Here is a 13,894-nt window from a genome sequence, read left to right on the forward strand (position 1 = left end):
GCGCAGACCCTAGTTTTTGTCCTTCTGAATAAAGGAAGGCAGAAGCGGGTTGTCTGTTTGCATGGAATCTTTGCTGGGTAGGGAGGATGCATCCCACCCACCACCAAGAGCCTCAATCAGCGTTACGGAATCCAGAATACGGCTTTGCTGGATTTGCAGCGCCGTTTCCGCGTTGGAAAGGGCCGTTACTTCCGCCGTAATCACCGTGGTGTAAATCTGGGTGCCAGCCATGTACTGGTTGAAGGAAATCTGCACAGCCTTGTTGGCAGCTTCTACCGCAACGGCCTGCTGATTGGCCTGATCAGCCAGTACGCGCAGGTTGGCAAGCTGATCTTCCACCTGTTGCAGGGCGGTCAGCACTGTCTGGCGGTAGGCAGCCACGTAGTAATTATAATTGGTCTCGGCTTCACGCACGGCGGCTGTACGTGCACCGCCTTCAAACAGGGTTTCCGTGGCGGAAGCACCAAGCGCCCAAATACGGTTGGCCACCTGCACCAGCGCGCCCACCGGGTCACCACTGTAGGAGTAGCTGGCTGTCAGTTTTACGTCCGGGTAAAAGGCGGCAAGGGCCGCGCCAATCTGAGCGTTATATTCTTCCATCCTGCGTTCTGCAGCAGAAACATCAGGCCGACGTTGCAAGAGTTCGGAGGGCACAGCAACGGGAATGGCGGGAATATCCCGCGTAAGCGCACCGTGCGGGATGGAAAGATCTGCCGGGGCCTTACCCATTAAAATGGCAATGGCGTGCTCATACCCAGCACGCGCGGCATCTGTTGCTGTGGCTTGGGCGCGGGTTTGCTCAAGCTGCGTTTTGGCCTGCATCAGGGTGGTGGGATCTGCCGTGCCTGCATCATACTGGTTTTTGGTAATCTGGTAGGAGCGTTCGTAAAAATCTACGTTCTTTTGTAGCAGATCGTGCAGGCTGTCCTGATACCGCAGGTTAAAATAGGCTGTGGCCAACTGTGCCTGATAGGAGAGTTTGGCATTGGCCAGATCCGCCGCAGAAGCCTGAGCCTCGGTTACCTGAGCCTGAATCTGGCGGCGGATAGCGCCCCACAAATCCAGATCCCACGATGCCGAAGCGCCCATGGCATAGGTGTTTTCTGTGGTGTTGGAGGCAACGGATGAGGTTGTATCTCCGTAATTGATGATCGTGCCCGATGAGCGCGAACCACGGCCAGAGCTCTGCCGGTTGAAGGAGAGGGCCCCGCTTAAGGTAGGATACAGTTCAGCCCGTATGGCGTTAATGGCAGCGCGGGCATTGCGGTATCTGGCCTCATACTGCGCCACGTTCTGGTTGTTGATTTCAACCTGAGATTCAAGCTGGTTCAACAACGGATCATTATACAGTGTCCACCACGCACCTTTGGGAATAGCGGCCAGGCTGGGCTGCGCGTAGTTCCAGCCCGGAGCAGGCTGCAGCTCCTTGAACTTGGGAGAGATAGTGGCGGAGGGCCGCTTGTAATTGGGGCCAACCATGCAGCCCATCAGCACCAGTGGCGCCATAAGGCTGGCTGCGCGGCGAGACAGTTTTTTGTGTTTGAGCATCATGCTGGAAAAAGAAGGCGAAACCATCAGCTATCCTGCCGGGAGGTGCGAGAAAAGAAGGAGCGCAGGCGTATTTTCTGAACACGCAGCCGCCACGTATCAAGCGTAAGATAAATAACAGGGGTGGTGTAAAGTGTAAGGGCCTGGCTGACGAGCAGCCCACCCACAATGGCAATGCCCAATGGGTGGCGCAGTTCTGCCCCATAGCCATTGGTGATCATCAGCGGGGCTGCCCCCAGTGCTGCGGCAGCGGATGTCATGATAATGGGACGGAAGCGCAGCAGGCAGGCGGTACGAATGGCCTCAAGTGAAGACATGCCATGTTCACGCTCTGCCACAAGGGCAAAGTCCACCAGCATGATGGCGTTTTTCTTCACAATGCCAATCAGCAGAATCACCCCGATCATGGCGATAAGCGAGAACTCTTCACCCGCCAGTTGCAGCGCCAGCAGCGCGCCCACACCTGCGGAAGGCAGGGTGGAAAGAATGGTGAGCGGGTGCAGGTAGCTTTCGTACAGAATGCCCAGAACAATATACACGGCGCATAGGGCCGCCAGTATCAGCAGGGGCTCATCATTCACGGCTTTCTGGAACTGTGCGGCATTCCCCGCAAAGCTGCCATGGATGGTGGAAGGCATGTGCAGCGTAACCTGAGCCGCATTGATAATCTGCGTTGCCGTGCTGAGTGAAACCCCTTTGGCCAGATTGAAGGAAATGGTGGAAGCCACCGCCATACCCTGATGGTTGACCGAAAGGGGGGTGCGTGTCTGCACAATCTGCGAAACCAGAGTAAGTGGCACCATGCTTTCTGATGATGTGCTGACAGCAGACCCGTTGGAAGCCCCGGCACCTCCGGCCAGTGCGTTGGCAATCTGGTTTTTGAAGGATTCCGAACTCAGGGAGGATGCCGAACTACTGCCCGCTGCATCCAGCCCGGTCGTGTTGCGCACGCGTATGGTGTTGGATTGTGTGCCACCACCTGCTGTGCCACCGGCCACACTCACCCATACCTGCATCAGGCTATGGGGGTTGGACCACAGTACCGGATCGGCTTCCATAACCACACGATACTGATTGAGCCTGTTGTAGATGACAGAGGCCGCACGCTGGCCGAAGGCATCATACAGCGTGTTGGAAAGCAACTGAGGCGTGATGCTGACACGTGCGGAGGTATCACGGTCTATATCCACGCTCATGGCGGAACCGCCCTGCTGCACGTCGGATGAAAGATCTGTCAGTTCCGTGTGATGGCGGAGCTCGCTCAGTAGTTTTTCAGTCCATGTATAAAGCTCGGAGGCGTTTTCACCCTCCAATGTATATTGGTAGGCGGCATTGCTCTGCCGGGCACCCGCACGTACGGCGCCGGGTTCCATTAAAAAGAAATCAGCCCCCACCAGCTTGCTCAGCCGCTTGCTGATACGGTTGATAAGGTCTGTTGGTGTATCCGAGCGCTTACTTTTGTCCTGCAATTGTAGGAACAGATTGGCTTGGTTGGAGGAACCTCGGCCGCCGATAAAGGAGGAAACACTTTGCACCTCCGGTTCCGCCAGAATGGCCTTTTGCACATCTGCCAGCTTTTTGCTGAGTGCGCCAAAAGAGATGGATTGATCGCCCTGCAAATGCCCCATCAACAGGCCCGTATCTTCCACCGGGAAGAAGCCTTTGGGCATAAGAATAAACAGCGCCACAATCAGTGCCAGCGTAAAAGGCAGGCTTAGCAGCACAAGCTTGTTATGCCGCAGCGCTACATCCAGTGAATACGCATATCCAGCCTGCAGTTTATCCAGCGCACGCGTAATGCGTGCTGCCACGCGGGCAGAAAGCGGAGGGTGTTCCTGTGTTTCAAGCGCGGGGGCACGTGGGGCCAGCAGGTAAGCGGCCATCATGGGCGTAAGGGTGAGAGACAGCACCATGGAAATAATGATGGTGATGCTGACCGTCATGGCGAATTCGTGGAACAACCGGCCCGCAAGGCCACCCATCAGCAGAATGGGCAGAAAAACCGCAATGAGCGAAATGGAAATGGAGAAAACGGTAAACGCTACCTCGCCACTGCCTTTTATGGCAGCCTCTCGCGGGGCAAGGCCTTGCTCTATGTAGCGGGCAATGTTTTCCACCACCACAATGGCATCATCCACCACAAAGCCGGTGGAAACCGTAAGCGCCATAAGGGACATGTTGTCCAGCGAATAGCCAAACAGCGCCATCACCCCAAACGTGGCCACAATGGACGCAGGCACCACAATGGCGGGAATAAGCGTCATTCTGACAGAGTGCAGGAACAGCAGCACCATCAGCACAACCAGCACCACGGAAATAACCAGCGTAAGCTGTGTATCCGCCAAAGAGGCACGGATGGTAAGGGAGCGATCAAGCCCCACATGCAAATCCACCCCACCGGGCAGGGCGACCTTGAGCATGGGCAGTTTGGCGTTGATTTGATCCACCGTGTGGATCACGTTGGCCCCGGCCTGCGGGAACACAACGGCAATAACTGAGTCCTGTCCGTTATAGTACCCGGCGTTGCGCAGGTCTTCCACGCTGTCACGCACTTGGGCAATATCGGCCAACCGCACGGGCCGGCTATTGCGCCATGCAATAATCAGATCCCGATAATCCTGCGCCTTGCTGACCTGATCATTCGTGTCCAGCGTAAAGCGCATGCCGCCTTGGTCAATAATACCTTTGGGGGTATGGGCATTGGCCGAGGCCAGGGCTGCGCGCACGTCTTCAAAGCTGATGCCGTAACGGTAAAGCGGCAGGGGGTTTATTTCCGCACGGATAGCTGGCAGCGCACTCCCGCTGATTTCTACCTGACCAACACCTGCTACGGAGGAAAGGTGCTGCACCAGCACGTTGGTGGCATAATCATAAAGCTGCGGGCGCGTATGTGTATCTGATGTCAGGGTTAAGATCAGAATGGGCGCGCCGTTGGGGTTGGCTTTACGGTACGTCGGGTTTTGCCGCAGGGAGGAAGGCATATCTGCATGGGCAGCCTGAAGGGCGGCCTCCACATCTCGCGCAGCGCCGTTGATATCGCGCGAGAGGGAAAATTGCAGCATGATGCGCGTAGTGTTCTGCGAGGACTGTGACGTCATTTCCGTCACATCCGCAATCTGGCCCAGATGCCGTTCCAACGGGGCCGCTACGGAACTGGCAATTTCTTCCGGGCTGCCACCGGCCTGCGTGGCCTGCACCATAATGACCGGAAAATCCACATTCGGCAGGTCAGATACCGGCAGGGTGCGGTAGCCCAGAATGCCCCCCAGCAACATGGCCACCGTAAGCAGAATGGTGGCCACGGGCCGGTCAATAAACAGCCGGCTTATGCTCATGGCGCGGAATGTCCATCAGCCGGAGGTGGGGCAGAAGGCTGGCTGTGCCGATGCCGCATGGCATTGAACTTATGGGCAAGCGTATCCAGCGCCAGATAGATAACCGGCGTGGTGAACAGCGTAAGCAACTGGGAAAGTGCCAGCCCGCCAATAATGCTCAGCCCCAGTGGGTAACGCAGTTCCGAGCCTGTGCCGTGTGAGATGACCATAGGCACCGCGCCCAGCATGGCGGCAAGGGTTGTCATTAAAATAGGGCGAAAACGCAGTGTGGCGGCGGTGCGGATGGATTGCAGGGAGTCCATGCCATGCACACGTTCGGCTTCCAGCGCGAAGTCGATCATCATGATGGCGTTTTTCTTTACAATACCAATCAGCAGCACAATGCCGATAATGCCCATAATATCCAGATCCACGCCCGCAATCATCAGCGTAAGCAGCGCACCAATGGCGGCGGAGGGCAGGGTGGACAGAATGGTAACCGGGTGCACAAAGCTTTCGTACAGAATGCCCAGCACGATGTACACAGCTATCAGCGCCGCAGCCACAAGGAACAGCTCGTTACTGAGCGAGCCTTCAAACGCCGCCGCCGTGCCTTGGAACGATGTCTGGAAAGCCGAGGGCAGACCTATTTCCTTTTCCACCTTGCGGATGGCGGCTGTGGCATCCCCCAGCGCGTAACCATCGCTCAGATTGAAGGAAATGGTGGTGGCCGGGAACTGCCCAAAATGCGTGAGCAGCAGGGGAGCTGTTTCCTGCGTAACGGTGGTAACGGCAGCCAGTGGCACCAGCCCGGAGGTAGGCGAACGCGTGGGGCCAGAAACACTTTCCCCCGAATTGCCGCTAATACCCGGTAGGTAAAGCTGGGAGAGTGAGGTCAGGTTGGTCTGAAACTGCGGGTCTGCTTCCAGAATAACGCGATACTGGTTGGACTGCGTATAGATGGTGGAAATCTGCCGCTGGCCAAAGCTGTCATACAGCACGTTATCAACGGTTTGCGGCGTAATGGAATAACGCGCACCGGTGGCTCTATCCAGCGTAACCTTTGCCACCAGCCCGGATGCCTGCAAATCCGATGTCACATCAGAAAGCGCAGGTTCCTGCTTCAGGCGGTCCAGTAGTTTTGGCACCCATGTTTCAAAGGCGCTGTATTCTGGGTTTTCCAGCAGGAACTGGTATTGCGTGGCCGTAACCGTTGTATCCAGAGAAAGATCCTGAATAGGCTGCATATACAGTTTGATACCGGCGACCTGTGCGGTTTCATCTGCCAGTCGGCGGGCAATCTGTGCGGCAGTGCTTGTGCGGTCATCATGCGGTTTGAGGTTGATGAGGAACCGGCCCTGATTGAGTGTGGCGTTCTGCCCATCCACCCCGATAAAGGAAGACAGCGAAACCACATCAGGGTCTTTCAGCAGCACTTTGGCCAGTTCCTGCTGATGCTCCTTCATGCTCTCAAAAGAGATGGTTTGCGAAGCAACGGAGATGCCCTGAATAACCCCTGTATCCTGCGCGGGAAAGAACCCTTTGGGGATAACCCACGCCAGCACACCCGTAAGCACCAGTGTGCCCACGGCCACGCATAGGGTGAGCACACGGTGGGCTAGCACCACATCCAGTATGCGGTCATACCCGGCAATCAGCTTTTCCGTGTAGTCTTCCATCCGGGCAGACCAGCGCTGGAATGCCGTGGTGGCCGAACTGGCATCATGCACACGTTCGGAAAGAATGCGCGCACACATCATCGGCACCAGCGTAAGCGAGACCACAGCAGACAGAATGATGGTCACAGCCAGCGTAAGCGCAAATTCATGAAACAGGCGGCCCACCACATCGCCCATGAACAGCAGCGGAATCAGCACCGCAATCAGCGAGATTGTGAGCGAGATAATGGTAAAGCCAATTTCCCCGGCCCCTTTCAGGGCGGCTGTCATCCGGTCTTCTCCTGCTTCCACATAGCGGGAGATGTTCTCGATCATGACAATGGCATCATCCACCACAAAGCCGGTGGCGATGGTCAGGGCCATGAGAGACAGATTATCCAGCGAGAAATCCAGCAGATACATCACTGCCAGCGTGCCGATAATGGAAAGCGGCACAGACAGGCTGGGAATAATGGTGGCGGGGATATTGCGCAGGAACACAAAAATAACCGCCACAACCAACGCAAGGGATAAAAACAGTTCACCCTGCACATCGGAAACAGAAGCGCGGATGGTGGTTGTGCGGTCTGTCAGCGGGGTAATATCAATGCCCGGAGGCAGCGTTTCCCGCAGGGCAGGCAGGGTGGCCTTTACGTTGTCCACCACGGAAATCACGTTGGCGCCGGGCTGACGCTGCACGTTCATGATAAGCGCAGGCGTCAGGTTGGACCACGCCGCAAGCTGTGTGTTTTCTGCGCCCACAACCACAGTTGCTACATCACGTAGGCGGATGGGCCCGCTGTTCTGGTAGGCGATAACCTGATTAAGCAGCACATCTGCGCTGGTAATCTGCCCATCCACCTGCAACGTGGCGGCCTTTTGCGGGCCATCAAACGTACCGGTAGGGGAGTTTACGTTCACGTTGCCAATGGTGGTGCGTAACGTGTCCAGATCCATCCCGTAGGATGTGAGCTTGGGAATGTTCACCCGCACCCGAATGGCCTTGCGGTTGCCGCCAGAAAGCGTCACCAACCCCACGCCGGAAATCTGGCTGATCTTTTGCGCCAGACGCGTATCCACGTAGTCTTCCACTTCAGGCAGCGGAATGGTGGAGGATGTAATGCCCAGCGTCAGCACAGGTGTATCGGCCGGGTTTACCTTGGCGTAAACCGGAGGGGCTGGCAGATCTGTTGGCAGCAGGGAGTTGGCCTGGTTGATGGCCGCCTGAACTTCCTGCTCCGCCACATCAATGGATGTATCCAGCGCAAAGCGCAGGGTAATAACCGATGCCCCACCAGATGAGCGGGATGTCATCTGGTCCAGCCCCGGCATCTGGCCGAACTGGGTTTCCAGCGGCGCAGTTACGGAGGTGGACATCACATCCGGCCCGGCGCCGGGGTAGAATGTTTCAACCGTAATGGTTGGATAATCTACCTGAGGCAGGGCAGAAACGGGCAGAAAATGGTAGCCCAGCAGGCCAGCCATAAAAATGGCCAGCATAAGCAGAGTAGTGGCAACCGGCCTGCGAATAAAAAGGGCTGAGGGGTTCACTTTGCCGCGTGATCCGATGCTGGAGTGGTTTGTGCAGGAATGGTGACTTTAATGCCGGCGCGCAGATGGTCTGTGCCATCTGTTACCACTCTGTCACCATCTTTCAGGCCAGTGGGCACAACAATGTTGTTGCCATCTGATGTGCCGGTGGTAACGGGCCGCACCTCAACAGTGTTATCGGCCTTTACAACGTAAACAAACTGGCCGGTGGGGCCAGTTTGCACTGCTGTAGTGGGCAGTAGCAGCACGTTGTTAAGTGTTTTGACCAACAGACGGGCATTTACAAACTGGTTGGGGAACAGGTGCTCGTCCGTATTGGGGAAGATGGCACGCAGACGCACGGTGCCGGTGGAGGTATCTATTTCACTATCCAACGTGCTGACGGTGCCATCAGCAATTTTTTGCGTGTTGGAACTGTTCCATGCCTCTACGGAAAGAGACTTCTGGGTGCGCAGTTCCTCCGCCACTTCTGGTAGCTGATCCTGCGGCAGGGTGAAGATAACGGAAATAGGCTGCATTTGCGTAAGAATAGCCAGCCCGCCAGATTGGCCCGCGGTTACGTAATTGCCTTTATCCACGGCGCGGATGCCAATGCGGCCATCTACAGGCGCAATAATATGGCAGTAGGTAATCTGGAGTTTCTGGTTATCTACCAGTGCCTGATCGGATTTTACCGTGCCTTCCAACTGCTGCACAACAAACTGCTGATCCTTGGCGGTTTTGGCATCAATACTGTCCTGCCGGATCAGGCGCTGGTAACGCGCGCTATCAACACGGGCCTGTGCAAGCTGGGCCTTATCTGCTGCAAGCTGGCCTTCATACTGAGCCAACAGCACCTCATAGGGGCGGGTGTCTATCAGCGCTAGCAAATCACCTTTGTGCACGTGCTGTCCTTCCGTAAACAGCACGTTCATCAGGTAGCCTTCCACGCGGGTCTGCACGGTTACGTTGGTAATGGGAACTACCGTGCCCAGTTCAGTAAACACCACAGGCATGGAGCCACTATGCACTGTTTGCACGGCCACAGGCTGCGCTTGCGAGGCATCCGCAGTATGGTGTTTGCCTTTTTTATGCGTTCCGCTGCTGGTGTCTCCATGCGGGCGCAAAAAGGCAAAGGCCAATACGCACGCGCCTGCCAGAGCTATGCCTGCAAGTAACATCCGTTTTTTACGGGGAGGGCGCGGAGATGGTGAAGACGGAGAAGCGGGAGAGGCTGGCTGATGTTCATCCATGTGGCGCGCTGCGTATTACCTGAAAAATAAGGAATGTTGGTTCAGACAGGAAAATAAAGGCCAGAATAAGGTTTTATAATCCATCTGAAGAAATTGATATGTGCCGGAAAGCAGAAAATCCTGCTTTCACCGTAAAACGTACCACATGGATATGGGAAGGGCTTGTTACGTTTTTTTAGCGCCTGTTGCCGCTCATGGAAGCCCCGGCAGAAGGCGCAAGGCGTGCCGCAAAAGGCACTGCCAGCAGAGATACAGCCCCGGTTGCCAGAAAACCGGCGGAAAAATCACCCAAAGTGGGTGTTGTGTGGCCATATATTTGCCCCAGCACCGTAAGCGTGCCCGCAGCAATACATATGCCAGCCGAAAGCATGATCTGCTGCATGGTGGAATACAGGCTGGTTGCCGCACTCATGTTGCTTGCTGGCACATCCGCATAGGCAATGGTGTTGTAGGCAGAAAACTGGATTGCTTGCGCAGCCCCGGCACATGCCAGAATAAGCGAGAAAAGCCACAGCGCATGTGGTAGCCGAAAGCTGGCCACCAGCGTAAAAACAACAGCCGCTGAAACACCGTTAAACATGAGCACTCTGCGGAAGCCCCAGCGCTTGAGAATGGCTGGCACAAAGGGGCGCGTTATTAACGCACCAATGGGTGCAGTAAATGTTACCAGCCCGCTTTGCTCGGCATTCAGCCCCATGCCGATTTGCAGGAAAGACGGCATAAGAAAAGGGAGAGACCCCACGGCCACGCGTGAGGCTGCACCCGCAAAAACAGAAATCCGGAAGGTGGAAATACGCATCAGCCGGAAGTCCAGCAACGGCGCAGGAACGCGAAAGGCGTGGATGCAGTAAATGGCCATCAGAAGGCTGCCTGCACCCAACATAATCAGGCGCAGGGTAACCGAGCCTTCTGCGTGGCTGAACAGTTCTGCAAAAACAGAAAGCAGAGCCAACCCGCCACCGGCCAACACCATGCCTTTCAAATCAAACGGTGGTGGTGAGGGTTCATAAATTTGTGGAATGAAGCGCCACGTAAGCCCTAGCCCAATCAGCCCGATGGGAATGTTGAGGTAAAAATTCCACCGCCACGAAAACCATGTGGTGATAAACCCGCCCACCACCGGCCCAAGCAAAGGGCCAAGTGTGGCGGGCAGCATCATCCATGTCATGGTGCGTACAAGCTGATCACGCGGTGTGCTGCGGATAATCACCAGCCGCCCTATGGGCACCATAAGGGCACCGCCAATACCTTGTAGCGTGCGCATGCAGGCTAGAAAGGGCAGGGAGTTTGCCTGCGCGCAAAGCAGGGAGCTGGTGACAAAAATGCAGATGGCCACCATCAGCACGGAGCGGCTGCCCAGCCTGTCTGCTAACGCGCCGGAAGCCGGTATGAAAATGGCCAGACCAATAATATACGATGTGAGTGCAACAGAGGTTGCAACTGTATCAACGTGTAAACTGTTAGCGATAGAAGGCAGAGCTGTTGCCAGAATGGTGCCATCAAGCTGTTCCATAAACATCATGGAGGCAACGATCAGGGCGGTGAACTGCGCTTTGGTCGGGCGTGGCATGCCTAGTCAGAAACGTGTTTTTGCGGTCTGATGCAACCTATGATCCTGTAGGCACTGTTTTGTTACGGCAAGCAGGCGGGCAGGATTGCACTCAAAGTTTAAGGAAAAAGTCATGGCTGAAGATAAAATCAAAAATGTTGAAAGCAAGGTTGAAGGCGCAGCAACAGATGCCAAAGGCCATGTTAAAGATGCCGTGGGCGGTCTGACAGGCAACATTGGCATGCAGGCCGAAGGCAAGTTCGATCAGTTTGCTGGCCACATGCAGCAGGATTTTGCAGACCTGTATGAAGAAGGTGAAGGCGTGCTGGAAAAAGCAGCTACCTTTGTGCGTGATAAACCCCTGCTTTCATTGGGTATTGTATCTGCTATCGGCCTTGTTCTGGGCTGGCTGATCTTCCCCCGCCGCAAGCGTTCTTGAAAAATTAGTTTACCGGGACTCTTGCGCTCCTAGGTAAAAAAATGCTTCTCCTTCCCTGCGGAGTCGCAGTTGATGCGACTCGGTTAATTTAGCCGAGTCGCATCAAATGGATGGAAAGAGGGGCAATGCCGGACTTTACGCGGGAGCAGCAGCTGGGTGGCCGAGTGGCCGGGGTGGATGAAGTGGGCCGTGGCCCGCTGGCAGGCCCCGTGGTTGCTGCCGCAGTGGTGTTTGGCGCTGGTGTACCTGCTGATCTTGCCGCCGTTATTGATGATTCCAAAAAATTAAAACCAGCTGTGCGCGAAGCCATAGCAGAACGCCTGCCTCAGGTGCCGGGTATTGAAATCGGCATTGGGGCGGCGTCCACTGCGGAAATCGATAAGCTGAACATCCACCATGCAGCCCATCTGGCCATGCAGAGGGCGGTCGGCCGCCTGCCGCGCCTGCCAGACCACGTGCTGGTGGATGGTAACAAGCTGCCGGATTTTGGTTGCGATGCACAGGCCATTGTGGGTGGAGACAGGGTGAGCCTGTCTATTGCCGCGGCATCTATTGTGGCCAAGGTGGTGCGTGATCGCGCCATGGCCCGGCTGGATGCGCGCTGGCCTGATTACGGCTGGGAGAAAAACGCGGGCTACGGCACGGCTGTTCATCGCAAGGCGCTGATCAGCGTGGGCATTACACCGCACCACAGAAAGACGTTCGGCACAGTGCGCCGGCAGCTAGAAGAACATTATTCGGCGGAGAAGCAGGTATGAGCGGCGCAAAATCAGCATCCATGGAACTCCCTCTTGATCAGATCCTCCGTGGTGAATGTGTGGAAACCATGCGGTCCCTGCCTTCTGGCTCTGTGGATTGCGTGTTTGCAGATCCGCCATACAACCTCCAGTTGCGTGGAGAGCTGCGTCGCCCGGATGATACGCTGGTGGATGGCGTGGATGATGATTGGGACAAATTCTCCGATCTGGAAGAATATGACCGCTTTACCCGTGCATGGTTGGCAGAAGCCCGCCGCGTGCTGCACAAGGATGGCACAATCTGGGTGATTGGCTCCTACCACAACATCTACCGCATTGGCGCCATTTTGCAGGATCTGGGCTTCTGGATTCTGAATGACATTGTGTGGCGTAAATCCAACCCCATGCCCAATTTCCGCGGGCGGCGTTTTACCAACGCGCATGAAACCCTCATCTGGGCCGCCCGTGGGCAGGATAGCCGCTACCGCTTCAACTATCAGGCCATGAAGGCACTGAATGATGATGTGCAGATGCGCTCAGACTGGTATCTACCCTTGTGCACAGGCAATGAACGCCTGCGGAATGAGCACGGCCTGAAGCTGCATCCCACCCAAAAGCCGGAAAGTCTGCTGCACCGTGTGCTGCTGGCCTCCACCACGGTAAACGATGTTATTCTGGACCCATTCTCCGGCACAGGCACCACGGCTGCCATGGCGCGCCGTTTGCGGCGGCACTTCATTGGTATTGAACGCCACCCGGATTACGTAGAAGCTGCAATGGCGCGTGTGGCTGCTGAAACGCCGCTGGAAGCCGATGCTGTGCAGACCACGCAGGATAAGCGCGAAGCCCCGCGTATTCCTTTTGGTTCCTTGGTGGAGCAGGGTGTCATTGCTGCTGGTACAGTGGTGTGTGACAAGAAACGCCGTGTGCATGCCACAGTTTCACCCGATGGCACGCTGGTAAATGGCACCAAGCGCGGCTCTATCCACAAACTGGGTGCGCAGCTTACAAACGCCCCATCCTGCAATGGCTGGACATTCTGGCATTTTGAACGGGCGGGGGAACTGTTGCAGCTTGATGTGCTGCGGCAGGAAACGCTCCAGAAAACAGCGCAGGCTTAACTGCGCTTCTTTTTGGCAATCAAGAAAATACTTTAAAAACAGATGGGAAAGGGCAGCTTTTTAGCTGCCACCAAAGCCCAGAAAGCCAACAGAAGGCTGTGCTGTACCGCCTGTGCTATCATAGCGCCGTTCTTGAACACGCTTCTGTTCTTCCTGCTCATAACGGGCAGTGTTGATGCCGCCAGAAACAACAGGTTCCGAACCACCGTCATCCATGCTCCCACCGTAAGAACGCGGGTTATCAGCCGGTGTGCGGAGGGAAAGCAGCAGGAAGGTAATGGGGTTTCGGTTGAGGTCGATAGACATATCCAGCGGTGTCTGACCCAGAATATTATGCCCGTTCAGATCTGCCCCACGGTTAATGGCATCTTTTGCGGCAGAAATACTGCCACGGTTGATGGCATCAAACAGAGCGGCTGTGGGCTCCACATCCTTGTTGGATTTATCCCCGTCATCTTCATCCAGGCCTGATGCACCGGGAATATTGGTAGGCGGGGCTGCCCGTTTGGCAGCTTGTGCGTCTTCCGCCTTTTTGGCGTCTTCCGCTGCGGCAGCTTCATCGCCCCCTTGTGCCTGCGCCCAGACAGGAGTGGTGGCAAAGCAGGCAAAACTGCCCATAAGCATGGCAGAAGAAGCAAGGCGGCAGAAACGGGTCATTGTCTGTCCATCATTACACGTATGCGTCATGCTATCACACCGCATAATGGTGTGAAAGTGGAGAGACCGCACACCCCACTCTTTCCCT

The 13,894-nt window shown here is 55.8% G+C and carries 9 protein-coding genes; 3 read left to right on the forward strand and 6 right to left on the reverse strand.

Annotation, left to right across the window (positions count from 1 at the left end; translation table 11 throughout):
- Window positions 1-9 precede the first annotated feature (9 nt).
- The 5 genes from APA10_RS13060 to APA10_RS13080 form a co-directional block, all read right to left on the reverse strand.
- Window positions 10-1,575 (reverse strand): efflux transporter outer membrane subunit, encoded by a 1,566-nt coding sequence (locus APA10_RS13060; protein WP_003622766.1) that lies wholly within the window; start codon window positions 1,573-1,575, stop codon window positions 10-12.
- Window positions 1,575-4,883 carry an efflux RND transporter permease subunit gene (locus tag APA10_RS13065; RefSeq protein WP_035367811.1) on the reverse strand — a complete coding sequence of 1,103 codons (3,309 nt, stop codon included), beginning with the start codon at window positions 4,881-4,883 and terminating at the stop codon, window positions 1,575-1,577. Before APA10_RS13065 ends, APA10_RS13060 begins: the two co-directional genes overlap by 1 nt.
- Window positions 4,880-8,071, reverse strand: a complete 3,192-nt coding sequence (locus APA10_RS13070) for an efflux RND transporter permease subunit (protein WP_003622771.1) — start codon at window positions 8,069-8,071, stop codon at window positions 4,880-4,882. Before APA10_RS13070 ends, APA10_RS13065 begins: the two co-directional genes overlap by 4 nt.
- Window positions 8,068-9,303 carry an efflux RND transporter periplasmic adaptor subunit gene (locus APA10_RS13075; protein WP_003622774.1) on the reverse strand — a complete coding sequence of 412 codons (1,236 nt, stop codon included), beginning with the start codon at window positions 9,301-9,303 and terminating at the stop codon, window positions 8,068-8,070. The genes APA10_RS13070 and APA10_RS13075 overlap by 4 nt, the downstream gene beginning before the upstream one ends.
- A 175-nt stretch (window positions 9,304-9,478) precedes the next feature.
- Window positions 9,479-10,873 (reverse strand): MFS transporter, encoded by a 1,395-nt coding sequence (locus APA10_RS13080; protein WP_003628208.1) that lies wholly within the window; start codon window positions 10,871-10,873, stop codon window positions 9,479-9,481.
- A gap of 112 nt (window positions 10,874-10,985) precedes the next feature.
- Between APA10_RS13080 and APA10_RS13085 the strand changes: the two genes are divergently transcribed.
- From APA10_RS13085 to APA10_RS13095, 3 genes are all read left to right on the forward strand, one after another.
- The gene (locus tag APA10_RS13085) at window positions 10,986-11,291 is read left to right on the forward strand and encodes a CsbD family protein (protein ID WP_003628207.1); all 306 of its coding nucleotides are present in this window, start codon (window positions 10,986-10,988) and stop codon (window positions 11,289-11,291) included.
- A 110-nt stretch (window positions 11,292-11,401) separates the two neighbouring features.
- Entirely contained in the window at window positions 11,402-12,049 is a 648-nt protein-coding gene (locus APA10_RS13090) for a ribonuclease HII (protein WP_012812774.1), read from the forward strand.
- A complete protein-coding gene (locus APA10_RS13095) occupies window positions 12,046-13,149 on the forward strand; it encodes a site-specific DNA-methyltransferase (protein ID WP_003622780.1) in 1,104 nt (367 codons plus the stop codon). Before APA10_RS13090 ends, APA10_RS13095 begins: the two co-directional genes overlap by 4 nt.
- Window positions 13,150-13,209: 60 nt before the next feature.
- Here the strand turns inward: APA10_RS13095 and APA10_RS13100 are convergent, their stop codons facing one another.
- Window positions 13,210-13,878: an ankyrin repeat domain-containing protein gene (locus APA10_RS13100; RefSeq protein ID WP_035365470.1), complete on the reverse strand. Its 669-nt coding sequence runs from the start codon at window positions 13,876-13,878 to the stop codon at window positions 13,210-13,212.
- Window positions 13,879-13,894: the final 16 nt, after the last annotated feature.

The organism is Acetobacter pasteurianus subsp. pasteurianus LMG 1262 = NBRC 106471 (assembly GCF_000285275.1).
GTDB lineage: Bacteria > Pseudomonadota > Alphaproteobacteria > Acetobacterales > Acetobacteraceae > Acetobacter > Acetobacter pasteurianus.